Consider the following 25,167-nt stretch of genomic DNA (forward strand, 5'->3'; position numbering starts at 1 on the left):
CGTGCCTCACCCCTTCTTCCGGGTCGTCCGAGCCACGTGCACCGAGAGGGCGGGAGGCCGGGCGAGGCCCAGTGCCCCGATGGCCGCGGCGAGGGTCACGTCCAGGTCGGCGCGTACGTCGTCGAGTTCACGGAAGTGGGAGACCGCGCGGACGTCGGCCTTGGTCCGGCTCATCCGTACCCGGACGGACTGGACGCCGGCCACCTCCATCGCCCGGTCGCGCAGGACCATCGCGGCCGCGTCCCGGTGGAGGCCGGCGCGGACGTCGGTGTGGGTGCGGCGCATCGGGAGGACCGCGCGCAGGCCCGGTGTGATGGCCAGGAGGACCAGCCACAGGCCCAGGGCCGCGGCGACGCCCGCGCCGACCAGGACCCAGGTGTCGTGCAGGGGGCGTTCGGCGAGCTGCCGGGCGAGTTCACGGCGCCACTGCATGGCGGGACGATCGGCCCGGACGGCTGCGATGTCGTAGAGGAAGAAACCGACGACGACCAGGAGCAGCACGGCGACGATGCCCGCCGGGATCCTGCGCGCCGACCAGAAGCGGCGTTCGCCGCCCGCCCCGCCCTCCAGGACGGGTGGTGGTCCGTACGCGGCCGCCGACGCGGACTGGTCGCGCTGGTCCGGGTCCGGTGCCCGCTCGATGACCGGTAGTCGTTGTGTGGTGCCCTCGGAGCCCTGGGGCTCGCTCATCGCGTCCTCCCCTGTGCCACGCCGTGCGCCTGTGCCGGATGCAGCCGCTCCACCTGGAGGGCGACCTCCGACACCTCCATGCCCACCAACGCGACTACCCGCTCGACCACGTGATGACGCACCGCGCGGCAACGCGACCCGATGTCGCTGGGGTAGCCGAGTTCGAGGTGCATGCGGATGCGGGCCACTTCGCGGTGGACCACCACGGTGGCGTACGGGGGTTCGGCCTCGGCGGGAAGCTCTCCGAGCACCTCACGGGCCGCCTGTCCGGCGATCTTCGCGACCACCCGGTCGGCGATCCTCGTCGCGCCCCGGTCGCCGGGCGGGACGGCGGTCGCGGTCAGGGGTCTGCGGAGCCCGTCCGTCGCCCCGGCCTCGCTGCTCACGGACGTCATCGCCGCCGGTCGCGCCGGTCGTCACGGGTGCGGAAGAAGTCGCCGACCTCCCAGTCCCCCTCCAGGAACCGGCCGGCGACGAAACCGATGGCGCCCAGCGCCGCCACCAGCAGGAAGGCGCCGAAGCCGCCGAAGTACCCGGCGAAGCCCAGCGCCATGCCGGCGATCATGCCGACCACGGCCATGCTCATCGTGCGCTCCCTATGGTCCTGAAGGTGTGGTCCGGCTACTGGAGCCGGGTCTCCGGCTCCTCGTCCTCTTCGTCGGGCAGCTTCACGTCGCTCACCGCGATGTTGACCTCGACGACTTCCAGGCCGGTCATCCGCTCCACCGCGGCGACGACGTTCTCCCGCACGGCCTTGGCCACGTCGGCGATCGAGACGCCGTAGTCGACGACGATCTCCAGGTCGAGCGCGGTCTGCACCTCGCCGACCTCCACCTTGACTCCGCGTGTGGCTGACTTGGATCCGCCGGGCACCCGGTCCCGTACGGCCCCGAAGGTGCGGCTCAGCCCACTGCCCATGGCGTGGACGCCGAGGACGTCCCGTGCCGCGAGTCCGGCGATCTTCTCCACCACACCGTCGGCGATGGTGGTCCGGCCACGTGTCGCCGGGTCGCCGCCGCCGCGCTTGGTGGTCTTCCGCGGTTGCGCCGACGGCTCCACCTCGGTGTTCTGCGTCATGTCGGTCATCGCCGTCACCCCTTTCGATCGTCCTCCTTCGACCACCGTAAGCGCGGTTGCGCGATCGCGCGCCAGAGATGCGGCAGGCTGGAGGAATGACGGCTGACCAGTGGACGCGTGCGGTACGGCATCAGCTCGGGCTGGGGCGGCTGCTGCCGCTGGGCGGGCCGCGGGACGGGGCGTGGATCTCCGAGGAGGCGGCTCAGGCGGTGCTGCGGGCCGCCGTGCGGGATCTGCGGGACGTACGGCTGGGCGCGGTGCGCCTCGGCCTCGCCGATCCGGAGGACACCCACGAGCCCGCCGTACCGCCGCCTCCGGGCGCGCTGCCGCCGGGCCCGCTGCGGCTCACGGCGGAGTTCGGGGCCACGCCCGCCCAGCCGCTGCCGGTGACGGCGGAGCGGCTGCGCACGGCGCTGGCCCGGGCGGCGGAACGGCTGGGGCTGGAACTCGGCGCGGTGGATCTGCGGGTGACGGCTCTGCTGGACGAGGACGCGGAGCCTGCTCCCGTACGACAGCCGGAGCCGCCGCGTCCCGCCGAGGCGGGCCCCGGTGACGAGACCCTCGCGGCCGACGCGGCCCTGGCGGTACCCGGTGTGGTCCGTCTGACCGGGCTGCTGGGACGGCCGGTGGACCTCGGCAGGCGGGAGACCGGGGAGGGCTCCCTGCCACGCCGCCATGTCCGCGTCGAGCTGGCGGTGGGCGCGGACCGCCGGGCCCTGGACGTGGCCCGGGAGGTCCGCGCCGCCGTGGGAGGGGCGCTTGCGGACCGGCCGACGGTGGCGGTGCTGGTCACCGCCACCCTCTAGCGCTATTCGCCGACGCCTGCCAGGTCCCGCAGCCGTCGTGCCTGGGCCGCCCGCTCGGCGGCGCGCTGCTCGTCGTAGGTACGGTCCTGGACGCCCCGCAGCAGCGCCTTGGTCTCGATGACCGCGTCACGGGGGGCGGACAGGAGTGCGGCCGCCAAGTCCCGTACGGCACCGTCGAGTTGGTCGAGCGGTACGGCGATGTTGGCGAGGCCGGTGGTCACGGCCTCCTCGGCCGTGACGAAGCGCCCGGTGGCGCAGATCTCCAGTGCCCGGGCGTATCCGACGAGGCCCACCAGGGGGTGAGTGCCGGTGAGGTCGGGGACCAGGCCGAGGCTGGTCTCGCGCATGGCGAACTGCACGTCGTCGGCGACGACGCGCAGGTCGCAGGCGAGGGCCAGCTGGAAGCCCGCTCCGATGGCATACCCCTGTACGGCGGCGATGGACACGACGTCACTGCGTCGCCACCAGGTGAAGCCCTCCTGGAACTCGGCGATGGCGGCGTCGATTTCGGCGTCGCCACTGCGAGCGAGGTCGATGAACGACGGCTCGCCCTCGATCCCTTCGGGCGTGAACATCTGCCGGTCGAGCCCGGCAGAGAAGGACTTGCCCTCGCCGCGCAGGACGACGACACGGACGGAGCCCGGCACGAGCCGACCCGCCTCGGCCAGCGCCCGCCACAGAGCGGGGCTCTGAGCGTTGCGCTTGGCCGGGTTGGTCAGCGTCACCGTGGCGAGGGTGTCCTCGACGGTGAGCCGTACGCCGTCCTTGTCGAGCAGGGGAACTGATTCCTGGCCGTCCTGGCTGGACGTAGCCATGGGGCGCCTCCGATGCGTGCGGTCAGCAGAGCGATGCTAAGTGACTGCACAGTAACCACCCGGTCGATCGGTCGACCGACCGGGTGGCCACCATCGAAGCCGATGGGCCGCCCGGTTCAGGACGATGCGGCCTTCTTGCCCCGCGTCGCTCCGCCACGCCCACGAAGCGTGACGCCCGATTCGCTGAGCATCCGGTGTACGAAGCCATACGAGCGGCCGGTTTCCTCGGCCAGCGCCCGAATGCTCGCACCGGAGTCGTACTTCTTCTTCAGGTCTGCCGCGAGCTTGTCGCGCGCGGCGCCGGTTACCCGGCTGCCCTTCTTCAGAGTCTCGGCCACCCGTGCCTCCTCATGGGAAGTGCGCTCTGGTCCCCTCATGATCACCCCTCCGGGCGTTCATGGCCACCCATTCGGCAAGGTCCGTAAGACATGGTTTTGACGACAGGAGCGAGTGCCCACATACGGAATCTGTGATTCCACCCTGGCGCGTTCGTACCGCCGAACGGGCTCTTTTGTGAAGTGCCAGGTCAGAGACGTGCGATGGCCGAGCCCTTGTCGATAAAGGACTCGGCCGTGAAATGGATGTAGGACACACTTCGGTACGAGGAGATCTCACACAGATGGTGGATCACCGGTGGGCCGAATGATCCATACGCCGTGGATCACGCTTTCGATCAAGCAGCGCTGACTCTCAGGCGGCGCTGACTCAGGCGAGGGCGACTCAGGCGAGGGCAACGAGATCCGCGTAGTCCGCGCCCCACAGGTCCTCGACGCCGTCCGGCAGCAGGATGATCCGCTCGGGCTGGAGCGCCTCGACGGCACCCTCGTCGTGGGTCACCAGGACCACCGCGCCCTTGTAGGTGCGCAGCGCGCCGAGGATCTCCTCGCGGCTGGCCGGGTCGAGGTTGTTGGTGGGCTCGTCGAGGAGGAGGACGTTCGCCGAGGAGACGACCAGGGTGGCGAGCGCGAGACGGGTCTTCTCACCGCCGGAGAGGACCCCGGCCGGCTTGTCGACGTCGTCGCCGGAGAACAGGAAGGAACCGAGCGTCTTGCGCACCTCGACGAGGTCGAGGTCGGGGGCCGCCGAGCGCATGTTCTCCAGGACGGTGCGCTCTGGGTCGAGGGTCTCGTGCTCCTGGGCGTAATAGCCGAGCTTGAGGCCGTGGCCGGGCACGACCGCGCCGGTGTCCGGCTGCTCGGTGCCGGCGAGCAGGCGCAACAGGGTCGTCTTGCCCGCGCCGTTGAGGCCCAGGATGACCACGCGGGAGCCCTTGTCGATGGCCAGGTCGACGTCGGTGAAGATCTCCAGCGAGCCGTACGACTTCGACAGGCCCTCCGCCATCAGCGGGGTCTTGCCGCAGGGCGCCGGCTCGGGGAAGCGCAGCTTGGCCACCTTGTCCTGCTGACGCACCGCTTCGAGGCCGGAGAGGAGCTTGTCGGCACGCTTGGCCATGTTCTGCGCGGCGACCGTCTTGGTGGCCTTGGCGCGCATCTTGTCGGCCTGCGAGTGCAGGGCGGCGGCCTTCTTCTCGGCGTTCTGCCGCTCGCGCTTCCTGCGCTTCTCGTCGGCCTCGCGCTGCTGCTGGTAGAGCTTCCAGCCCATGTTGTAGACGTCGATCTGGGCGCGGTTGGCATCCAGGTAGAACACCTTGTTGACGACCGTCTCGACCAGGTCGACGTCGTGGGAGATCACGATGAAGCCGCCGCGGTAGGTCTTGAGGTAGTCCCGCAGCCAGATGATCGAGTCGGCGTCGAGGTGGTTGGTCGGCTCGTCGAGGAGCAGGGTGTCGGCGTCCGAGAACAGGATCCGGGCCAGTTCGATACGGCGGCGCTGACCACCGGAGAGGGTGTGCAGCGGCTGGCCCAGCACCCGGTCGGGGAGGTTCAGCGCGGCGGCGATGGTGGCGGCCTCGGCCTCGGCGGCGTACCCGCCCTTGGTGAGGAACTCCGTCTCCTGACGCTCGTACTGCCGCAGGGCCTTCTCCCGGGTGGCGCCCTGGCCGTTGGCGATGCGCTGTTCGTTGTCGCGCATCTTCTTCAGCAGGACGTCGAGGCCGCGCGCGGAGAGGATGCGGTCGCGGGCGAGCACGTCGAGGTCGCCGGTGCGGGGGTCCTGGGGGAGGTAGCCGACCTCGCCGGAGCGGGTGATCTGGCCCGCGGCGGGGATGCCCTCGCCGGCGAGGCACTTGGTGAGGGTGGTCTTCCCCGCGCCGTTGCGGCCGACCAGGCCGATGCGGTCGCCCTTGGCGACTCGGAAGGTGGCGGACTCGATGAGGACTCGGGCGCCGGCGCGCAGCTCGATACCGGAGGCGGAGATCACGGACAGACTCCAGGGCGGGTTGGGGCGGGATGGGCGGCTGAGGACGTTCCCGCCGTCTAATGCGCGAGGAGAATGGCCATGGGCCAAGTCTAACGGGGGCGTGCAAGCATTTTTTCTGGGTTCGGGTGTTCGGTTGGTCTCGCTTGCGGTCCCACGTTCGGGTGTGCGTCCGGGCCGGGAGCGGGCAGCCGGGTGAGGATGCCCAGCGGGCGCCGGTGCGCGCAGAGGGCGGTGGCCGTGCCGTTCGACGACGACGCCAGGCTGGACACCTCCGAGGCGCAGGACGTGCGGGGCAGCCGCACTCCCGGCGGCAGGGCCACCGTCGGCGGTGGCATCGCGGGGTTGATCGCGCTGGTTCTCGGGCTCTTCCTCGGCGTCGGTCCCGACCAGCTCGGTCTCACCGACAGCGGCGGCGGGCCCGCGGCCACGGCGTCCGGCGGTGGCGGTGGTCAGCAGCGTGCAGGACTACTGGGACCAGGAGTTCGAGCGGCGCCGCGGCACGGCGTGCGGCTCGGCGACCTCGGTGGTCGGGCCGTTCTACTGCCCGGGCGACCGGATAGTCCATCTCGTCCTCGGGTTCTTCGACGGGCTGCGGTCGAAGCAGGGCGCCAGTGGCGGGCACGTCGAGCCGGTCCCAGGACCGGCGGACCAGGCCGATTGCTACGCCGGGGTGTGGGCACGGCACGCGACCACGACGAAGGACGAGTCGGACGCGCGCGTCACCGACGCCCCGGACGCGGCGGCGGCCGTGGGCGACGACCGGATCCAGGAGCGGTCCCAGGGCCGGGTGACGCCGGAGTCGTGGACGCGCGGCTCGGCGGAGCAGCGGCGGCAGTGGTTCCGGGAGGGGGACCGGAGCGGGGAGGTGGAGCGGTGCGACACGTTCCGGTGAGGGGCCGGGTCCTGGTTGCGGGGGCCGTTGTCAGTGGTCGCTGCAAGACTGGTTCACGGATCGATGTCCGGCTTTTTGGTCACAAGGGAGTGATCGGTATGACGGGGACCGGCGGTGGACGTCCGAGCATCTACCCGGCGCTGCTGTACGCGGACGCGAAAGCGGCGATCAAGCAGCTGACGGAGGTCTTCGGGTTCACGGAGCTGTCCGTGTACGAGAGCGAGGACGGCCTGGTGGCCCACGCCGAGCTGGTGCAGGGCAACGGCGCGGTGATGCTCGGTTCGAAGGGCACCGGCAGCGCCTACGACAAGCTGATGAAGGACGCGGGCCCCACCGGGGTGTACGTCGTGGTGGACGACGTCGACGCACACCACCGGCACGCCGTGAAGCACGGCGCGGAGATCCTGATGCCCCCGACGGACCAGGACTACGGCTCCCGGGACTACATGGCCCGGGACGCCGAGGGCAACATCTGGAGCTTCGGTACCTACGCCCCGGAGATACGCGCCTGACTCACCCTCCGGTGTGCACCTGGAAGGCGGCCCGGCGGACCGCCTTGGCGAGGGCCGGGTCGGGGTGGGCGGCGGCGAGGGCGACCAGTACCTGCACGGTGCGCGGGTGACCCACGGCCCGGACCTCGTCGAGGAGTTGGGGGACGGTCGGCTGGAGCGCGGACTCCAGGTGACGGACCAGCATCGGGGCCTCGCCGTGGTCGGCCACGGCGGCCGCGGTGTCGACCCACAGCCAGGTGGCCTCCTCCCGGGTGAGCACCTCGTGGGCGTCCTCCGGGTCGATCCCGTCGTGCTCGGCCAGCCACAGCAGGGCGTACGGCCGCAGGGTGGGCTCGTCGGCCACCGAGCGGACATCGGGCTCGGCGGGGGCGCCGACCACGCGCAGGGCCTCGAAGGCCAGGCCGCGCAGCAGGGCGTCGTCGCCGCGGGCGGCGCCGAGCAGCTCGGTGACGGCACTGCCGACCGGCCGGGCGGCGAGCCAGGCGCGGTACTCGGCGCGGGCGGCGTTGGGGCGGAGCTGGGCGCAGCCGCGGAGCATCTCGTCGGCGGCGACCTCGATGTTGCCGGCGGGGCTCTGCGCGGCGACGCAGATCTGCTCCAGCTTGACCCACACCGCCCAGCTGCCGAGCGGGGTGAGGGTGGCCTGGCCGTCGCCGTAGGTCAGGGCGCCAACGGAGGCGAGGGCGCGCAGGGCCCAGTCGAGCAGGGGGGAGAGGGGAGCGTCCTGAGGGTCCGCCGCCTCGGGCTCCGCCACCGGCTCGGGCTGGGGGCCGTAGGGGATCTCGCAGCGCTCGGTGCGCAGTTCGGTGACGCGCTGCTCCAGCAGGTCCAGGAGCTGCTCGACGGGGACGGGGCCGGCGGACAGCTGGAGGAAGGAGAGCACCTGGGGCATGGCCGAGACGACCTCGGCGACGGCGGCGGGCTCGCGGTCGGTGGGTTCCGGTGAGGCGAGCGACCAGGCGTCGAACAGGGCGACCCAGCCGCGCAGTACGGCGCTGTCGTCCCGGTCCCAGGCGCGCAGCCGCCAACCCGGGCGGGCGTCGTCACCGTGCACCTCGACGAGACCGGCCAGCCGGGCGGTGTCCCAGTCGGCGCGGACCTGAGCCGGGGTCAGGCCGAGATCCTCGGCGGCGCGTCCGGCTGTCTCGTCGGAGAGGGTGCCCTTGCCGTCGGAGCCCGTGCCGTCCCTGCCGGGGCGGAGGGCGCCGTCGGCCCAGTGCGCGACGCGGGCCGCGTCGGCCAGGCCTGAGCGCGCCATTCTGGCCAGTTCCGCGGGGGCCGGTGTGCCCTCCGGGGGGCGCGGCGCGGGGCGGCGTGGGCGCCGCTGGTTCACAGCTGAGGGGGCGGCGGCCAGGGGTCGCGGGCGGACGAGTCGAAGCCTGGAGTCGCGCGGGATACGGGACGTCACGGGTGCAGTCTTCCGGTTGACGGTCCGAAAACCCAAACGGAATGCCGCCGCCGACCACGGGGAGGGCGGACGCCGGGCCCGCGCGGAGCGGTATACGCCGAGATCAGGCCAGTAGTACGGGCTTAAACGGAACGTGTGGCCCCCGGCCGGGAACAGGGCGCCGGGAGATCACATCAGGGGGGTGAGGAAACGGCGAAGTGCCTCTTCGTAGGCGCTCGGGTCGGCGTTCCACATCGCCGCGTGAGGGGCCTCGCGGACCGTGTGGAGGGCGATCCGGTCGGAGTGGGCGTCGGCGAGACGGCGGGAGAGGTCCCAGGGGGCGATCGTGTCGTCCGGGCCGTGGAAGATCAGGGTGGGGGGCGGGGGTGGGGGTGGGGTCTGGGCCTGAGGCGGGGGACGGCCGGGGCCCATGTCGTCCTTGGCCCGGTCGGCGTGGTCGGCGTGGTCGGCGTACAGGCCGGAGTGGTCGCTGGGCAGGCCGGTGCGGCCCTGTGCCGCGCGCACCGCGAGTGGGAGCAGGACGCCGGGGGTGTGGCGGGCGGCGGCCAGGGCGCGCAGGGTTCGCTCCCAGCTGAGGACCGGGGAGTCCAGGACGAGTCCCTTGACGCGGTCGCGCAGGTCGGAATGGGCGGCGGCACGCAGGGCCATGGTGGCGCCGGTCGACCAGCCGTACAGGACGACCTGGCGGGCGCCCTGGCCGACGGCGTGGTGGATCGCCGCGTCCAGGTCACGCCACTCGGTCTCGCCGAAGTGGTTCAGGCCGTCGGGCGGGCGGGGGGCGCCCTTGTCGCCACGGTGGGTGACGGCGAGGACCGGGAAACGGTGGTGGTGCAGGAACTCCATGAGGTTCATGGTGAGTTCGCGGGTGGTACCGAGACCGTGGACCGCGATGACCCAGGTGTCCCGTATGCCGGGGACGAACCAGGCGGGCAGGGTGCCGAGTTCGCTCGGGACGTCGACGTCGGCGTGGTCGAGGCCGAGGGCGGACGTCGGGTCGCCGACGTGGACGTTCGGGGTGAGCCAGACCTTGTCGCCGGGTCGCAGGGTGCCGTGGGTGACGCGTTCCAGGCGGCGGACGACGGTGTCGGCGGAGTGGGGTTCCGCGGTGAGGACGGGGCCGACGAGTGCGTGCGAGGCTTCGCCCGCGAGGCCGTAGGTGCCGGGGCGGAGGGCGGCGAGGTCGCGGGTGAGGGTGACGCGGCCGGCGGCGGTGGCGTGCACGGTGAGCCTTGGTTCGCCGGGGAGTGGCTTGCCGGGCGGCGCCTTCAGTCCGGCGTCGCTGGCGATCCTCCCGGCGACGATTCCGGCTGCGCCGGCGGCGAGGGCTGCGGTGACGGCGGCGGCCGTCGCTTTGACAGTGCGCACGTGTTTCAGTGTCGCGGTGGGGGTGGGATGGGGCCAGTGGGCGGGGGCCTTCGGTGGATGGGGTTGTCGTTTGGGTGCGGGGTGGGTGGGGGCTGGTGTTTTGCGCAGTTCCCCGCGCCCCTGAGGTGCCTGCGGGTTGCCTCCGGCGGTTGGGCGGGGTTCGGTTGTTGGTTGTCTGCGGGGTGGGTGGGGGCGGGGGTTGTGCGCAGTTCCCCGCGCCCCTGGATGCCTGCGGCGGCCCGTTGCGCCCCGGTGGGGGCGTGTGTAGCGCGTGTGGTTCGGTGGGTGGGTCGGGGCGGGGGGGGGGGGTATCCGTCCTCGGTCCGGCGGCTCGGTTCCTTGAGCAGGTGCTCGGTGACGGACGCCGGCCGCTGCGGGCGGACACCCCCCACCCCGTCCCCTGCACGCCGTACGCGACTGACGGCCCGTCCTGGCGCGCGAATCGGCGAACGGTCCGTCGCAGTGCGCGGGGCGGGGAACGGCCCGTCGTGGCGCGCGACGTGGTTGGCGATCCCTCGTGGTGCGCGAGGTGGTTGGCGGTTCGTCGTGGCGCAGGCCGGCTGCAACTCCTCAGGGGCGCGGGGAACTGCGCGACCAGCCACATCGGACCCGCAGCCGCCCGACAACCGAACCCGGCACCCCCATAGGCGCCCGGCCCAAGCCCAGCTGCGGGCACGCCCTCAGGCGCGCTGCCCATACCCCCGCAACCGCTCCCCCGCCTCCGCCACCTGTTCCTCCGTCAGCAGGTTCGGGGTCAGGCCCGGTACCGAGCGGGCCGTCAACCACAGGTGGCACATCCATTCGAGCTGGGCCGTGCGGTCGTAGGCCTGGGAGAGACTCGCGCCGTAGGCCATCGTGCCGTGGTTCTGGAGGAGGCAGGCGGAGCGGTCGGCGAGGGCGTGGAGCATGTTCTCGGCCAACTCGGCGGTGCCGTATGTGGCATACGGGGCAACCCGGACCGCGCCGCCGAGCGCGCCGGACATGTAGTGGATCGCCGGGAGTTCGGGGACGAGCGTGGAGACGGCGGTGGCGTGCACGGCGTGGGTGTGGACGACAGCGTGGGCGTCGGTGCTGCGGTAGACCGCCAGGTGCATGGGGAGTTCGCTCGTGGGGCGGAGGGTGCCGAGGACCTGGCGGCCGTCGAGGTCGACGCCTGTGACGTCGTCCGGGGTGAGGCGGTCGTAGGGGACGCCCGACGGTGTGACCAGGACCGTGTCCCCGACGCGTACCGAGACGTTGCCGGAGGTGCCGACGACCAGTCCGTCCAGGACCGTGCGGCGGGCCGTGTCGACCAGGTGCGACCAGGCGTCGGCCTCCTCGGCGCGCACACTTCTCCCCCACGACTCGAACGCGTCCTGTGCGCCGTCCCCGGCGTCCCGCGCGTCCCGTGGATCCTGCTGCTCCTCAGCCATGCCGTGATCCTGCCAGCCGTGGCGCCGGGTCGTCGTGGGGCCGGGGCACTTTAGGGCGGGGGGCCGGCTGATGAAAGGGCGCATTTCCGCATACGCGCCCCTCTCCTGCCGATTGGCCGGAGATCGTCCGGGATTTGATGATCTTCCAGTAATCTCTGGGCTTTGTTGTACACGACGCCATTCCGGGGGGACACATGGCACGTGATCGCAGGCCTGCCCGTCACCGAACCCGCGCCCTGGCCGTGTCCGTGGCCACGCTCACCGTGGGAGGGATCGCGCTCGCCGAGACGCCCGCCTCGGCGGCGAGCCTGCCCAAGGGGCACGACGTCTCTTCGCACCAGAAGAACGTCGACTGGCAGAAGGCCAGGGCCAAGGGCGCCAAGTTCGTCTACGTCAAGGCGACCGAGTCGACCACCTACCGCAGCCCGTACTTCGGGCAGCAGTACAACGGGGCGCGCGACGCGGGCATCATCCGCGGGGCGTACCACTTCGCACTGCCGGACAAGTCGTCGGGGAAGACGCAGGCCGCGCATTTCGTACGCAACGGCGGCGCCTGGTCGGCGGACGGCTGGACGCTGCCGCCCGCGCTCGACATCGAGTACAACCCGTACGACAAGAAGCACAAGTGCTACAGCATGAGCAAGGCGAAGATGGTCGGCTGGATCAAGTCGTTCAGCGACGAGGTCAAGCGGCTCACCGGGCGCCGTCCGGTGATCTACACGACCGCCCACTGGTGGAACACCTGCACGGGCGGCAGCGGTGCCTTCGCCGCCGACCACGCGCTGTGGGTGGCCCGCTACAACTCCGCGGACGCGGGAGCGCTGCCCGCCGGATGGTCGTTCTGGACGATCTGGCAGTACGACAACGGCGGCAGCCTGCCGGGTGACCAGAATCTCTTCAACGGCTCGGCGAGTCAGCTGAAGCGGTTCGCCAAGGGGTCATAGACGGACTGCGGCCGATACGGCCACCACGCAGACCACTTCAGTTCATCTTCCGTTCACCCAGGTTACTTACGGTCGTCCGGCCGATGACCTCAAAAGATTGCCTGGGTAAATGGAAAGCTTCTCGCTGATCCTCGCGATTGTGGTGGTCACCGCACTCGCGTTCGATTTCACGAACGGTTTCCACGACACCGCCAACGCGATGGCCACGACCATCTCGACCGGTGCACTCAAGCCCAAGGTCGCGGTGGCCATGTCCGCCGTGCTGAACCTTGTGGGCGCCTTTCTCTCCGTGGAGGTCGCCAACACGATCTCCAAGGGTCTCGTCGACGAGACCGGCATCCGACCCGAGGTCATCTTCGCCGCCCTGGTCGGCGCGATCCTCTGGAACCTGCTGACCTGGCTGGTGGGACTCCCCTCCAGTTCCTCGCACGCCCTCATGGGCGGTCTGATCGGCGCCACCATCGCCTCGGCGGGCTTCGGCGCGGTCCACGGCGACGCGCTCGTCACCAAGGTCCTGATCCCTGCGGTCGCCGCGCCGATCGTCGCGGGCGTCGCCGCCATGCTGGCCACCCGGCTCTCCTACTCGCTGGGCAAGAAGGCCGACGGCAAGGCGGCCGCGAAGGGCTACCGCACCGGCCAGATCGCCTCGGCCGGACTGGTCTCGCTGGCCCACGGCACCAACGACGCGCAGAAGACGATGGGCATCATCACCCTCGCCCTGGTCGCCGGCGGCGCCGTCGCCCCCGACTCCGACCCGCCCACCTGGGTCATCCTCTCCGCGGGCCTCGCCATCGCGCTCGGCACCTACCTCGGCGGCTGGCGCATCATCCGCACCATGGGCAAGGGCCTGACCGACCTCCAGCCGCAGCAGGGCTTCGCCGCCCAGACCAGCGCGGCCACCGTCATCCTCGCCTCCTCGCACCTCGGCTTCTCCCTCTCCACCACGCACTCCGTCTCCGGTTCTGTGATGGGTGCGGGCCTCGGCCGCAAGGGCGGGGTGGTCCGCTGGTCCACGGCCACCCGGATGTTCGTGGCCTGGGGCCTCACGCTCCCGGCGGCGGCCCTGGTGGGCGCCCTGGCCGAGTCGGTCACCGACCTCGGTGACTGGGGCACGGCGGTCGTGGCGGTCTTCCTCGTCGCCTCCAGCGCGGCGATCTGGAAGATCTCGCGCCGCGAGGTCGTGGACGCCTCCAACGTCAACGAGACCGACGAGCCGGCCGGCGTGGTGACCCAGGCGATCGCCGCCGTGACCCCGCCGCCCGCGGGCACGGTGACCGAGGACCTCACCGCCACGATCCCGGCCCCGCCCGCCGCCGCGGAACCGGCAGCCCCGCCGGCCGCCGTCTGAGCCCGCACCCCAGCACCTAAGGAAGCCTCACCATGCAGATCGACTGGGAAGCGCTCGGCTCCGTCTTCGGTGTCAGCCTCGTGGTCACCGTGGGCCTGGTGGCCCTCTTCACCCTCGGCATCATGGGCCTCTCCCGCCAGGAGCGGGCCACGGCCCAGGGCGGCTCGGCCACCCTCGCGGTGGCAGGCGCGTACGCCTGCTTCGCGGCCTGCGCCGCGGCGGTGGCGTACGGAATCTCTCTGATCGTGGCCTGACGGCACCGATCGCCCGACGGCCGGGCGGGCACGGAACTCCAGGGTTCCGTGCCCGCCCGGCCGTTCGTTCACGGTTGGTCCGGGCCCGGCGGTGTGGGGTTCTGCACACTCCCCCGCCGCAGGTCAACAGCAAGTTGACTGCCGTTCGGGTGCGTGGTGGACTGCCGGGGCCATGTACGGCGGCAGAAGAGGAAGCCGGTGTGAGTCCGGCGCGGTCCCGCCACTGTCACCGGGGTAGCAATCCCCGGGAGCCAGGAACTCTCGCCGCCGGTCTCGTCGAACCAGGGCGTGGACACCCTGAGTGAGGACATAACGCGATGCTCGCCTGCCGATCGACCCGCGCCACCAGGTGCTCGCACGACCCTGCGATCGGCTGACCCGGTGCGTGCCGATCGCGTCTTCGCGTACGGCGCCGCCGCCGGCCTCCTCGGTGATCTGCTGCTCGGCGATCCGCGCCGCGGGCATCCGGTCGCCGCGTTCGGGCGGGCCGCCGGTGCCGTGGAGCGGGTGTTGTGGCGGGACCACCGGGGGTGGGGCGCGCTGCACACCGCCGTCTGCGTGGGCGGTGCGGTGGGGCTCGGTGCCGTGACGGAGCATGTCGTACGTCCGTCCCGTACCGCTTCCGTCGCGCTGACCGCCGCCGCCACCTGGGCCGTGGTGGGCGGGACTTCGCTCGTGCGGGAGGCCCGGGTCATCGGGCGGGCGCTGGAGGCGGGGGACGTCGAGTCGGCCCGCGCCCGTTTGCCTCATCTCTGTGGGCGGGATCCTCAGGCCCTCGACGCCGACGGGATCGCCCGGGCCGTGGTCGAGTCCGTTGCCGAGAACACCTCCGACGCCGTCGTGGGGGCGCTCGTGTGGGGGGCCTTCGGTGGAGTGCCGGGGCTGGTCGGGTTCCGGGCCGTCAACACGCTCGACGCCATGGTCGGGCACAAGTCGGAGCGGTACCGGCGGTTCGGGTGGGCCTCCGCCCGGCTCGACGACCTCGCCGGGTGGCCGGGGGCGCGGCTGACCGCCGTACTCGCGACGGTCTCCGGGGGTGATCCGCGGGGTGCGGTGCGGGCGTGGCGGGAGGATGCCGGCAAACATCCCAGTCCCAACGCCGGGCCCGTCGAGGCCTCGTTCGCGGGGGCTCTCGGGGTGCGGCTCGGCGGGACCCTCTCGTACGCGGGGCGGGTCGAGCACCGGCCCGTGCTCAACGGGCAGGGGCGTGCCGTCGCCACGTACGACATCGAGCGCGCCGCACGCCTGTCGCGGCGCGTCGGACTGCTCGCGCTCGGCGCCGGTGTCGTCGCGCGGGCCCTCGTGAAGGGGCGTGGGGCATGAGTGGTGGGGGGCTTCTCGTCGCCGGGACCACCTCGGACGCCGGCAAGAGTGTCGTCACCGCCGGGATCTGCCGGTGGCTGGTGCGGCAGGGGGTGAAGGTCGCGCCGTTCAAGGCGCAGAACATGTCCCTCAACTCCTTCGTGACGCGCGAGGGCGCGGAGATCGGGCGGGCCCAGGCCATGCAGGCGCAGGCCTGCCGCATCGAGCCGACCGCGCTGATGAATCCCGTGCTGCTCAAGCCCGGTGGCGAGCAGAGCAGTCAGGTCGTGCTGCTCGGAAAGCCGGTCGGGGAGCTGAGTGCGCGCGGCTATCACGGGGGGCGGCAGCAGCAGTTGCTCGGAACCGTGCTGGAGTGCCTCGCCGAACTGCGGGGCACGTATGACGCGGTGATCTGTGAGGGGGCGGGCAGTCCGGCCGAGATCAACCTGCGGCGGACCGACATCGTCAACATGGGCATCGCGCGCAACGCCGGGCTGCCCGTGCTCGTCGTCGGTGACATCGACCGGGGTGGCGTCTTCGCCTCCTTCTTCGGGACCGTGGCGCTGCTGTCCGAAGAGGATCAGCGGCTGGTCGCCGGGTTCCTGGTGAACAAGTTCCGGGGGGATGTCTCGCTGCTCGACCCCGGGTTGGACATGCTGCACGGGCTCACCGGACGGCACACCTACGGCGTGCTGCCCTTCCGGCACGGGCTCGGGATCGACGAGGAGGACGGGATGGGGGTCCGGAACTCCCGGGCCTCGGCCCCGGTGGGCGAGGACGTGCTGCGGGTGGCCGTATGCGCGGTTCCGCTCATGTCGAACTTCACCGATGTCGACGCGCTGGCCGCGGAACCCGGTGTCGTCGTGCGGTTCGTGGACCGGCCGGAGGAACTGGCCGACGCCGACCTCGTCATCGTTCCGGGGACCCGGGGGACCGTCCGTGCGCTGGACTGGCTGCACGAGCGGGGGCTCGCCGACGCCCTCGTCCGAAGGGCCGCGGAAGGGCGTCCGGTTCTCGGCATCTGCGGCGGCTTCCAGATCCTCGGCGAGCACATCGAGGACGAGGTCGAGAGCCGGCAGGGGCACGTCGACGGCCTCGGTGTGCTTCCCGTCCGCGTGCGGTTCGCGCGGGAGAAGACCCTCACCCGGCCCGTGGGGGAAGCCCTCGGCGAGCAGGTCGAGGGGTACGAGATCCACCACGGCGTCGCCTCGGTGACCTCAGGAGAACCCTTCCTCGACGGCTGCCGCGTCGGCCAGACCTGGGGGACGCACTGGCACGGCTCGCTGGAGTCGGACGGGTTCCGGCGGGCCTTCCTGCGGGAGGTGGCGGCCGCCGCGGGCCGCCGGTTCGTGCCGGCCCCCGACACCTCGTTCGCCGCGCTGCGCGAGGAGCAGCTCGACCGGCTCGGCGATCTGATCGAACAGCACGCGGACACGGACGCGCTGTGGCGGCTCATCGAGTCCGGCGCGCCACAAGGACTGCCTTTCATTCCACCGGGAGCGCCCGCATGAGCACAGTGTTGTTGTTGTCGACCGCCGACACGGACCTGCTGGCGGCCCGGGCCGCCGCCGGTGCCGACTACCGGATCGGCAACCCGACACGCGTCGACGTCACGGACGAGTTGCCCGCGCTGATCGAGGGCGCGGACATCGCCGTCGTACGGCTGCTGGGCGGCAAGCGGGCCTGGGAGGAGGGGCTGGCCGCGTTGAAGGCCTCGGGTGTCCCGACCGTGCTGCTGGGCGGCGAGGCCGTGCCCGACGCGGAGTTGATGGCCGAGTCGTCCGTGCCCGCGGGTGTGGTCGCGGAGGCGCTGAAGTACCTCGTCGAGGGCGGGCCGGGGAACCTGGTGGAGCTTGCCCGGTTCCTGTCCGACACCGTGCTGCTGACCGGTGAGGGGTTCGTCGAGCCGCAGAAGATGCCGGAGTACGGCGTCCACGGCTCCTACGCGCAGGAGAGCGGCCGTCCGACCGTCGGTGTGCTCTTCTACCGGGCCCATGAGCTCAGCGGCAACACCGGTTTCGTGGACACCCTGTGCGAGGCGATCGAGGCGCGGGGCGTCAACGCCCTTCCCGTGTACTGCGGTTCGCTGCGCGGGGCGGACGCCGGGCTGTACGAGCTGCTCGGGCGGGCCGACGCCCTCGTGGCCACCGTCCTCGCCGCCGGCGGCACGCACGCCTCGCAGGCGTCGGCGGGTGGTGACGAGGAGGCGTGGGACATCGGGGCGCTGGCCGACCTCAACGTGCCGGTCCTGCAAGGACTTTGCCTGACGACGTCCCGCGCGGCCTGGGACGGGTCCGACGCCGCCCTCTCCCCCATGGACGCGGCCATGCAGGTCGCGATCCCGGAGTTCGACGGACGGCTGATCACCGTGCCGTTCTCCTTCAAGGAACAGGGGCCCGACGACGTCCCGGTGTATGTGGCCGACCCCGAGCGGGCCGCGCGGGTCGCCGGGATCGCCGTACGGCACGCGGAGTTGAGGCACAAGCCGAACGCGGAGAAGAAGCTCGCGTTGGTCTTCACGGCGTATCCGACCAAGCACTCGCGGGTCGGCAACGCGGTCGGTCTCGACACTCCCGCTTCGGCGGTACGGGTGCTGGACGCGCTCAGGGAGGCCGGGTACTCGCTCACCGAATACCCGTCCGGCGGCGACGAGTTGATCCACCGGCTCATCGAGGCCGGCGGTCACGATGTCGAGTGGCTGACCGAGGAGCAGCTGGCGTCGGCTCCCGCGCGGGTGCCGCTCGCCGATTATCAGGCGTGGTTCGACAAGCTGGACCCGGAGCTGCGGGACGCGATGCTGGAGGCGTGGGGCGAGCCGCCGGGGTCGCTGTACGTCGACGGGGACGACATCGTGCTGGCCTCCCTGCAGTTCGGGAACGTCGTCGTGATGATCCAGCCGCCGCGCGGCTTCGGGGAGAACCCGATCGCGATCTACCACGACCCGGACATGCCGCCGTCGCACCACTACATGGCCGCGTACCGGTGGCTGGAGACTGCATCTTCTCAAGCGGGGTTCGGCGCCGACGCGGTCGTCCACATGGGCAAGCACGGCACGATGGAGTGGCTGCCGGGCAAGGGTCTTGGGCTCAGTGGCGGGTGTGCCCCGGACGCCGTCCTCGGTGAACTGCCGCTGATCTACCCGTTCATCGTCAACGACCCCGGTGAGGGCACCCAGGCCAAGCGACGTGGGCACGCCACCGTGGTCGACCACCTGGTGCCGCCGATGGCGCGGGCCGACACCTACGGCGACCTGGCCAAGCTGGAGCAGCTGCTCGACGAGTACGCGCTCGTCTCCGACCTGGACCCGACGAAGGCCCCGGCCGTGCGAGCGCAGATCTGGACGCTGGTGAAGGCGGCCGAGCTCCACCACGACCTGCATGTCGAGGACCAGCCGGACGACGACGCCTTCGACGAGTTCGTCATGCACATCGACGGCTATCTGTGCGAGATCAAGGACGTGCAGATCCGGGACGGGCTGCACATCCTCGGTGGGGGCCCGGTCGACGAGGCCCGGGTCAACCTCGTGCTCGCCGTGCTGCGGGCCTCGCAGGTGTGGGGCGGACAGGCGAACGCCCTGCCGGGGCTGAGGGCTTCGTTCGCCGCTCGCTTCGGGCTCGACGAGAAGGAGCTGCTCGCCGAGCCGGGGGCGCCGGTGAAGGTTGCGGCCGAGCTGTCGGAACTCGTCGAGGGGCCGTCCCGTACGGCCGCCGACGCGATCGACCTGCTGGAGCAGCTGTGCCGACGGGTCGCGGAGGGAATGGAGGCCCGGGCGTGGGACGCGGCGGCCGTCCCGGCTCTCGTGCGTGAGGTCCTCGGCGCCGAACTCCCCGACGCCGTAGCCGTGTTGGAGTTCGCCTGCACCGAGGTCGTGCCGAGACTCGCGCGTACGACCGACGAGATCGACCACATCCTCAAGGCCCTGGACGGCGGTTACGTCCCGGCGGGTCCGTCCGGTTCACCGACCCGGGGGCTCGTCAACGTCCTGCCGACCGGCCGGAACTTCTACTCCGTCGACCCCAAGGCCATTCCGTCCCGGCTGAGTTGGGAGGTCGGGCAGGCGCTCGCCGACTCGCTCGTCCAGCGGTACCTGGCCGACACCGGGGAGTACCCGAAGTCCGTCGGCCTGACGGTGTGGGGTACGTCCGCGATGCGCACCCAGGGCGACGACATCGCCGAGATCCTGGCCCTGCTGGGGTGCCGTCCGGTGTGGGACGAGGCCTCGCGGCGGGTGACCGGCTTCGAGGTGATCGGCCTGGAGGAGCTCGGGCGGCCGCGCGTGGACGTCACCGTCCGGATCTCGGGCTTCTTCCGGGACGCGTTCCCGCATGTGGTCGGGCTGATCGACGACGCCGTCCGCAAGGTGGCCGAGCTGGACGAGCCCGTCGACCGCAACTTCGTGAAGGCGCACGCCGACGAGGACACCGCCGAGCACGGTGACCGGCGGCGGGCCACGGCCCGGATCTTCGGGTCCAAGCCGGGGGCGTACGGGGCCGGTCTGCTGCCGCTGATCGACGCCCGGAACTGGCGAAGCGACGCCGACCTCGCCGAGGTGTACGCCGTCTGGGGCGGCTACGCCTACGGTCGAGGGCTCGACGGACGGGCGGCGCGCGGGGACATGGAGACCGCGTTCAAGCGGATCAACGTGGCCGCGAAGAACGTCGACACCCGTGAGCACGACCTGGTCGACGCCGACGACTACTTCCAGTACCACGGCGGCATGGTGGCGATGGTGCGCCATCTGACGGGCGCCAACCCCGAGGCGTACGTGGGCGATTCGGCGACGCCCGACCAGGTGAGGACGCGCACGCTCGGCGAGGAGACCCACCGGGTGTTCCGCGCCCGGGTGGTCAACCCGCGCTGGATGGCGGCCATGCGGCGGCACGGCTACAAGGGCGCCTTCGAGATGGCGGCGACCGTCGACTACCTCTTCGGCTACGACGCCACGGCCGGGGTCGTCGACGACTGGATGTACGAGAAGCTCAGCGCGGAGTACGTCTTCGACGCGGAGAACCGGGACTTCATGAAGAAGTCCAACCCGTGGGCACTGCGGGGCGTCACGGAGCGGCTCCTGGAGGCCGCCGACCGCGGACTGTGGGCCGAGCCGGACGCGGACACACTGGAGCGGCTGCGGGCCACATACCTGGAGCTGGAAGGCGACTTGGAGGGCGACCAGTGACAACCCCCTTCCCGTTCACGGCCGTTGTCGGCCAGGACGACCTGCGGCTCGCACTGCTGCTGAACGCCGTCTCACCGGCGGTCGGCGGAGTGCTGGTGCGCGGCGAGAAGGGCACCGCCAAGTCGACGGCGGTACGGGCCCTTTCGGCACTGCTGCCACAGGTGCCGGTCGTCGCCGGGTGCCGTTTCTCCTGTGACCCTTCCGCTCCCGACCCGTCGTGTCCGGACGGGCCGCACGAGCCCGGCCCCGGTGTCTTCCGCGCGTCCCGCATGGTCGAACTCCCCGTCGGCGCCTCCGAGGACCGGCTCGTCGGCGCGCTCGACATCGAGCGGGCGCTCGCGGAGGGCGTGAAGGCCTTCGAGCCCGGCCTGTTGGCGGACGCGCACCGCGGCATCCTCTACGTCGACGAGGTCAACCTCCTCCACGACCACCTCGTCGACCTGCTCCTCGACGCGGCCGCGATGGGCGCCTCGTACGTGGAGCGCGAGGGTGTCTCCGTACGGCACGCCTCGAAGTTCCTGCTGGTCGGCACGATGAACCCCGAAGAGGGCGAGCTGCGGCCGCAGTTGCTCGACCGGTTCGGGCTGACCGTGGAGGTCGCGGCCTCGCGGGAGCCCGACCAGCGGGTGGAGGTCGTACGGCGCAGGCTCGCGTACGACGACGATCCGGAGGGGTTCGCGACGCGTTGGGCGGACGAGGAGGCCGGCGTACGGCAACGTGTCGTGGCCGCGCGGGAGTTGCTGCCGTCGGTGCGGCTGGGCGACGGGGCGCTGCGGCAGATCGCGGCGACCTGCGCGGCCTTCGAGGTCGACGGTATGCGGGCCGACATCGTGATGGCGCGTACCGCGACCGCGCTGGCCGCGTGGGCCGGGCGGACGGACGTACTGGCGGAGGACGTGCGGCAGGCCGCGCTGCTCGCGCTGCCGCACCGCAGGCGCCGTAATCCCTTTGACGCTCCGGGACTTGACGAGGACAAGCTGGACGAGACGCTGGAGGAGTTCAGCGGGTCCGGTGACTCCGGTGACTCCGGCGATGATGACGAGCCGGATCCGGACGGGCCCGGTGGGGGTGGTGGGCAGCCGCCGTCCTCCGACGGGCCGCAGACTGACGGGGGTTCCGGTGCGCGGCCGGAGGCCGGGGAGGGTGGCGAGCCGCAGGCGTCCGGTGCCGGTGCCGGGGAACAGGCGGCCGCACGGGCTTCCGAGCCCTTCCGCACCAAAGTGCTCAGGGTTCCCGGGCTCGGGGACGGTGCCGCCGGGCGGCGGTCGCGGGCGCGGACCGAGCACGGGCGGACGACCGGGGCACGGCGGCCCCGAGGGGCGCTGACCAAGCTGCATCTCGCGGCCACCGTGCAGGCGGCCGCCCCGCATCAGCGGGCGCGCGGGCGGTCGGGGCGTGGGCTCGTGGTCCGGCGTGACGATCTGCGGCAGGCGACACGGGAGGGGCGCGAGGGCAACCTCGTGCTGTTCGTCGTCGACGCCTCGGGGTCGATGGCGGCGCGGCAGCGGATGAGCGCGGTGAAGGGGGCTGTGCTGTCGCTGCTGCTCGACGCGTATCAGCGCCGGGACAAGGTGGGTCTGGTGACGTTCCGGGGGTCGGCCGGGGAGGTCGCGTTGCCGCCCACCTCGTCGGTGGACGCCGCGGCCGCTCGGCTGGAGACACTGCCGACCGGTGGGCGGACCCCGCTCGCGGCCGGGCTGCTGCGGGCGCACGAGGTGCTGCGGGTGGAGCGGCTGCGGGATCCCGCGCGGCGGGCGCTGGTCGTGGTGGTGACGGACGGGCGCGCCACCGGTGGGCCCGAGCCGGTCGCCCTCGCGGGGCGGGCGGCTCGGCTGTTCGCCGCGGAGGGCGTCGCCTCCGTCGTCGTCGACTGCGAGTCCGGGCCGGTGCGGCTGGGGCTGGCCGGGCAGCTCGCCGGTGAACTGGGCGGTACCGCGGTGACGTTGGACGAGTTGCGGGCCGACTCGATCGCAGGGCTCGTGAAGGACGTACAGAGGAGGGCGGCGTAGTGCCTCAGGGACAGCCGAGTGTGGTGCCGGACGACGGGCTGACGACTCGTCAGCGGCGGAACCGGCCGTTGGTGGTCGTGCACACCGGGATCGGGAAGGGGAAGTCCACCGCTGCGTTCGGGCTCGCCCTGCGGGCCTGGAACCAGGGGTGGCCCATCGGGGTGTTCCAGTTCGTCAAGTCGGCGAAGTGGAAGGTCGGCGAGGAGAACGCGCTGCGGGTGCTGGGGGCGTCCGGGGAGGGCGGGTCCGTCGACTGGCACAAGATGGGTGAGGGCTGGTCCTGGGTGCAGCGGGACGCCCAGATGGACAATGAGGAGAAGGCCCGGGAGGGCTGGGAGCAGGTCAAGCGGGATCTGGCCGCGGAGACGTACAAGCTGTATGTGCTCGACGAGTTCGCCTACCCGATGCACTGGGGGTGGGTGGACACGGACGAGGTCCTTGAGGTGCTTCGGGAGCGGCCCGGGACCCAGCATGTCGTGATCACCGGGCGGAACGCGCCCGAGAAGCTCGTCGACTTCGCCGATCTCGTGACCGACATGTCCAAGGTGAAGCACCCCATGGACGCCGGGCAGAAGGGGCAGCGGGGTATCGAGTGGTGATGTCCTCATCCGGTTCCGTCCCTCGGCTGGTCATCGCCGCGCCTTCTTCCGGCAGCGGGAAGACCACCGTGGCCACGGGGTTGATGGCCGCGTTCGCCGCGCGCGGGCTTGCCGTGTCTCCGCACAAGGTGGGCCCTGACTACATCGATCCCGGGTATCACGCGCTCGCGAGCGGGCGGGTGGGGCGGAATCTCGACGCGTATCTGTGTGGGCCGGAGTTGGTTGCTCCGCTGTTCCTGCATGGTGCGCGGGGGTGTGACATCGCCGTCGTCGAGGGGGTGATGGGGATGTTCGACGGGGCCGCCGGGGAGGGTGAACTGGCGTCCACCGCTCATGTCGCCAAGCTGCTGCGGGCGCCGGTGGTGCTGGTCGTCGACGCCTCGTCGCAGTCTCGGTCCGTTGCCGCTCTTGTGCATGGGTTCGCGTCGTGGGATCCCGAGGTGCGGGTGGGGGGCGTGATTCTCAACAAGGTCGCCTCCGATCGGCATGAGGCCTTGTTGCGGGAGGCGTTGGAGTCGGCCGGGGTGCCTGTGTTCGGGGTGTTGCGGCGGGTTGATCAGGTGGAGACGCCGTCGCGGCATCTTGGGCTGGTGCCGGTTGCGGAGCGGCGGGCTGCGGCGGTGGAGGCCGTAGCGGCGATGGCGGAGCAGGTGCGTGCCGGGTGCGATCTCGATGCGTTGATGGGGCTCGCACGGGGTGCCGGTGCGTTGTCGGGTGCGGCTTGGGATGCGGCTGAGGTCTTGGGTTCTTCGCCCCCGCCGCCCCTACCCGTCCCATCCTCCAGGGGCTCTGCCCCTTCGACCCCGCCCTGGGAGCTCCGGCCCCAGACCCCCGCTCCTCAAACGCCGGTGGGGCTGGATTTCGCCGACCGGCCCGTGAGAGTTGCCGTCGCCGGCGGCCCCGCCTTCACCTTCTCCTATGCCGAGCACTCCGAGCTGCTCGCCGCCGCCGGTGCCGAGGTCGTCGTCTTCGATCCGCTTCGGGATGAGCAACTGCCGGACGGGACGCGCGGGTTGGTCATCGGCGGTGGGTTCCCCGAGATGTACGCCGCCGAGCTGTCCGGCAACGAGCCCTTGCGGAAGGCTGTCGCCGCTCTCGCGGAGAGCGGGGCTCCCGTGGCCGCCGAGTGTGCCGGGTTGCTCTACCTGTGCCGTGAGCTCGACGGGCAGCCGATGTGCGGGGTGTTGGATGCCGACGCGCGGATGGCGGAGAAGCTCACGCTCGGGTATCGGGACGCCGTCGCCGTCAGTGACAGTTCGCTTGCCGTCGCCGGGACCCGGATGCGTGGGCACGAGTTCCACCGGACCGTGGTGGAGCCGGGGGCGGGGGACGCTGCCGCGTGGGGTGTACGGGTGCCCCGGAGGCGGCTCGAAGGTTTCGTACAGCGTGGTGTGCACGCGAGCTATCTGCACACGCACTGGGCCTCGGTGCCCGGTGTCGCCCGTCGGTTCGTGGAGAGGTGCCGGACGTCATGAGCAGCAGCAGGTTGATCGGGGTCGGGGTCGGACCCGGCGATCCGGAGCTGGTGACCGTCAAGGGTGTCAACGCCCTGCGCGCCGCCGACGTGGTCGTCGTGCCGGTCATGGCTGCACCTGATGGAAAGGATGGGGGTGAGCGGGGACGGGCCGAGGCCACCGTGCTGCACTACGTGCCGCGGGAGAAGGTCGTACGGGTCGTCTTCGCTCTGAACGAGCGCAGTGATCACGCTCGGCGCGAGGCCGCCTGGGACGCCGCCGGGGAGCGGGTGGCCCAACTGCTGCGTGCCAACGGCTCCGTCGCGTTCGCCACCATCGGCGACCCCAACGTGTACTCCACCTTCACCTATCTCGCCCACACCATCGCCGAGCTGGTGCCCGGCGTCGTCGTCGAGACCGTGCCCGGGATCACCGCCATGCAGGATCTCGCGGCGCGTTCCGGGGCGGTGCTGACCGAGGGCACCGAGCCGCTCACACTGGTTCCCGTCACGGCCGGTTCCGCGGTGCTCAAGGACGCGCTCAACGGGCCCGGCACCGTCGTCGCCTACAAGTTCGGCCGGCAGGCCGGTGAGGTGGCCGAGGTGCTCAGGGAGACCGGGCGGATCGAGGACGCCGTATGGGGATCGGCGCTGGGCCTTGAGTCCGAGTCCATCCGGTCCGCTGCCGAGCTCGACGGGGCTCCCCTGCCGTATCTGTCGACCCTCATCGCGCCCGCGCGTCGGGACGGCAGCCGGGGCGGCAAGTTGTGATTTCCTCGGCGAACC

At 71.8% G+C, this 25,167-nt stretch carries 22 protein-coding genes, 1 pseudogene and 1 riboswitch; of the genes and pseudogenes, 13 read left to right on the forward strand and 10 right to left on the reverse strand.

Annotation, left to right across the window (positions count from 1 at the left end):
- Positions 1 to 6: 6 nt before the first annotated feature.
- Genes AB0D34_RS26730 through AB0D34_RS26745 form a run of 4 tightly spaced genes read right to left on the reverse strand, consistent with a single transcriptional unit; the run spans position 7 to position 1,776 of the window.
- The gene (locus AB0D34_RS26730) at positions 7 to 690 is read right to left on the reverse strand and encodes a DUF6286 domain-containing protein (RefSeq protein WP_362665555.1); all 684 of its coding nucleotides are present in this window, start codon (positions 688 to 690) and stop codon (positions 7 to 9) included.
- Positions 687 to 1,085, reverse strand: a complete 399-nt coding sequence (locus AB0D34_RS26735; RefSeq protein WP_362665557.1) for a hypothetical protein — start codon at positions 1,083 to 1,085, stop codon at positions 687 to 689. Before AB0D34_RS26735 ends, AB0D34_RS26730 begins: the two co-directional genes overlap by 4 nt.
- Positions 1,082 to 1,276, reverse strand: a complete 195-nt coding sequence (locus AB0D34_RS26740) for a hypothetical protein (protein ID WP_362665559.1) — start codon at positions 1,274 to 1,276, stop codon at positions 1,082 to 1,084. Before AB0D34_RS26740 ends, AB0D34_RS26735 begins: the two co-directional genes overlap by 4 nt.
- Positions 1,277 to 1,311: 35 nt before the next feature.
- On the reverse strand, positions 1,312 to 1,776 hold the full coding sequence (locus AB0D34_RS26745) for an Asp23/Gls24 family envelope stress response protein (RefSeq protein WP_362665560.1): 465 nt from the start codon (positions 1,774 to 1,776) through the stop codon (positions 1,312 to 1,314).
- 86 nt (positions 1,777 to 1,862) lie between these two features.
- On the opposite strand from AB0D34_RS26745, the gene AB0D34_RS26750 reads away from it, so the two are divergent.
- Positions 1,863 to 2,573 carry a nucleopolyhedrovirus P10 family protein gene (locus AB0D34_RS26750; RefSeq protein ID WP_362665562.1) on the forward strand — a complete coding sequence of 237 codons (711 nt, stop codon included), beginning with the start codon at positions 1,863 to 1,865 and terminating at the stop codon, positions 2,571 to 2,573.
- 2 nt (positions 2,574 to 2,575) lie between these two features.
- Here AB0D34_RS26750 and AB0D34_RS26755 read toward each other — a convergent pair whose 3' ends face one another.
- The 3 genes from AB0D34_RS26755 to AB0D34_RS26765 form a co-directional block, all read right to left on the reverse strand.
- On the reverse strand, positions 2,576 to 3,388 hold the full coding sequence (locus tag AB0D34_RS26755) for an enoyl-CoA hydratase/isomerase family protein (RefSeq protein ID WP_362665564.1): 813 nt from the start codon (positions 3,386 to 3,388) through the stop codon (positions 2,576 to 2,578).
- A 116-nt stretch (positions 3,389 to 3,504) separates the two neighbouring features.
- A complete protein-coding gene (locus AB0D34_RS26760; protein ID WP_004002281.1) occupies positions 3,505 to 3,726 on the reverse strand; it encodes a helix-turn-helix domain-containing protein in 222 nt (73 codons plus the stop codon).
- Positions 3,727 to 4,108: 382 nt separating this feature from the next.
- Positions 4,109 to 5,707 carry an ABC-F family ATP-binding cassette domain-containing protein gene (locus tag AB0D34_RS26765; protein ID WP_362665566.1) on the reverse strand — a complete coding sequence of 533 codons (1,599 nt, stop codon included), beginning with the start codon at positions 5,705 to 5,707 and terminating at the stop codon, positions 4,109 to 4,111.
- Between the two features lie 237 nt (positions 5,708 to 5,944).
- Between AB0D34_RS26765 and AB0D34_RS26770 the strand changes: the two are divergent.
- Both AB0D34_RS26770 and AB0D34_RS26775 read left to right on the forward strand, forming a co-directional pair.
- Positions 5,945 to 6,599: pseudogene (locus tag AB0D34_RS26770) on the forward strand (neutral zinc metallopeptidase).
- Between the two features lie 98 nt (positions 6,600 to 6,697).
- Positions 6,698 to 7,111 carry a VOC family protein gene (locus AB0D34_RS26775; protein WP_362665568.1) on the forward strand — a complete coding sequence of 138 codons (414 nt, stop codon included), beginning with the start codon at positions 6,698 to 6,700 and terminating at the stop codon, positions 7,109 to 7,111.
- A gap of 1 nt (position 7,112) precedes the next feature.
- Here the strand turns inward: AB0D34_RS26775 and AB0D34_RS26780 are convergent, their stop codons facing one another.
- The 3 genes from AB0D34_RS26780 to AB0D34_RS26790 form a co-directional block, all read right to left on the reverse strand.
- Positions 7,113 to 8,519: a hypothetical protein gene (locus tag AB0D34_RS26780; RefSeq protein ID WP_362665570.1), complete on the reverse strand. Its 1,407-nt coding sequence runs from the start codon at positions 8,517 to 8,519 to the stop codon at positions 7,113 to 7,115.
- Positions 8,520 to 8,687: 168 nt separating this feature from the next.
- Positions 8,688 to 9,884, reverse strand: coding sequence for an alpha/beta hydrolase (locus tag AB0D34_RS26785; RefSeq protein ID WP_362665572.1), 1,197 nt, complete (start codon positions 9,882 to 9,884; stop codon positions 8,688 to 8,690).
- A 680-nt stretch (positions 9,885 to 10,564) separates the two neighbouring features.
- Positions 10,565 to 11,296 carry a class II aldolase/adducin family protein gene (locus AB0D34_RS26790; RefSeq protein ID WP_362665574.1) on the reverse strand — a complete coding sequence of 244 codons (732 nt, stop codon included), beginning with the start codon at positions 11,294 to 11,296 and terminating at the stop codon, positions 10,565 to 10,567.
- Positions 11,297 to 11,490: 194 nt separating this feature from the next.
- On the opposite strand from AB0D34_RS26790, the gene AB0D34_RS26795 reads away from it, so the two are divergent.
- From AB0D34_RS26795 to cobI, 10 genes are all read left to right on the forward strand, one after another.
- A complete protein-coding gene (locus tag AB0D34_RS26795; protein WP_362665576.1) occupies positions 11,491 to 12,240 on the forward strand; it encodes a lysozyme in 750 nt (249 codons plus the stop codon).
- Positions 12,241 to 12,349: 109 nt separating this feature from the next.
- Entirely contained in the window at positions 12,350 to 13,588 is a 1,239-nt protein-coding gene (locus tag AB0D34_RS26800) for an inorganic phosphate transporter (protein WP_362665578.1), read from the forward strand.
- A gap of 32 nt (positions 13,589 to 13,620) precedes the next feature.
- Positions 13,621 to 13,842: a hypothetical protein gene (locus AB0D34_RS26805; RefSeq protein ID WP_362665580.1), complete on the forward strand. Its 222-nt coding sequence runs from the start codon at positions 13,621 to 13,623 to the stop codon at positions 13,840 to 13,842.
- Positions 13,843 to 13,990: 148 nt separating this feature from the next.
- Positions 13,991 to 14,123, forward strand: a riboswitch (cobalamin riboswitch).
- Between the two features lie 100 nt (positions 14,124 to 14,223).
- The gene (locus AB0D34_RS26810; RefSeq protein ID WP_362665582.1) at positions 14,224 to 15,165 is read left to right on the forward strand and encodes a cobalamin biosynthesis protein; all 942 of its coding nucleotides are present in this window, start codon (positions 14,224 to 14,226) and stop codon (positions 15,163 to 15,165) included.
- A complete protein-coding gene (locus AB0D34_RS26815; RefSeq protein ID WP_362665584.1) occupies positions 15,162 to 16,655 on the forward strand; it encodes a cobyric acid synthase in 1,494 nt (497 codons plus the stop codon). The genes AB0D34_RS26810 and AB0D34_RS26815 overlap by 4 nt, the downstream gene beginning before the upstream one ends.
- Entirely contained in the window at positions 16,652 to 20,320 is a 3,669-nt protein-coding gene (gene cobN, locus AB0D34_RS26820) for a cobaltochelatase subunit CobN (protein WP_362665586.1), read from the forward strand. The genes AB0D34_RS26815 and cobN overlap by 4 nt, the downstream gene beginning before the upstream one ends.
- The gene (locus AB0D34_RS26825) at positions 20,317 to 22,329 is read left to right on the forward strand and encodes a putative cobaltochelatase (RefSeq protein WP_362665588.1); all 2,013 of its coding nucleotides are present in this window, start codon (positions 20,317 to 20,319) and stop codon (positions 22,327 to 22,329) included. The genes cobN and AB0D34_RS26825 overlap by 4 nt, the downstream gene beginning before the upstream one ends.
- A complete protein-coding gene (cobO, locus tag AB0D34_RS26830) occupies positions 22,329 to 22,928 on the forward strand; it encodes a cob(I)yrinic acid a,c-diamide adenosyltransferase (protein ID WP_362665589.1) in 600 nt (199 codons plus the stop codon). Before AB0D34_RS26825 ends, cobO begins: the two co-directional genes overlap by 1 nt.
- Positions 22,922 to 24,403 (forward strand): cobyrinate a,c-diamide synthase, encoded by a 1,482-nt coding sequence (locus AB0D34_RS26835; protein WP_362665591.1) that lies wholly within the window; start codon positions 22,922 to 22,924, stop codon positions 24,401 to 24,403. Before cobO ends, AB0D34_RS26835 begins: the two co-directional genes overlap by 7 nt.
- Positions 24,400 to 25,152, forward strand: coding sequence for a precorrin-2 C(20)-methyltransferase (cobI, locus tag AB0D34_RS26840; RefSeq protein WP_362665593.1), 753 nt, complete (start codon positions 24,400 to 24,402; stop codon positions 25,150 to 25,152). Before AB0D34_RS26835 ends, cobI begins: the two co-directional genes overlap by 4 nt.
- The last annotated feature ends 15 nt before the right edge of the window (positions 25,153 to 25,167 follow it).

The sequence above is a fragment of the Streptomyces sp. NPDC048420 genome, assembly GCF_040651535.1.
Lineage (GTDB): Bacteria > Actinomycetota > Actinomycetes > Streptomycetales > Streptomycetaceae > Streptomyces.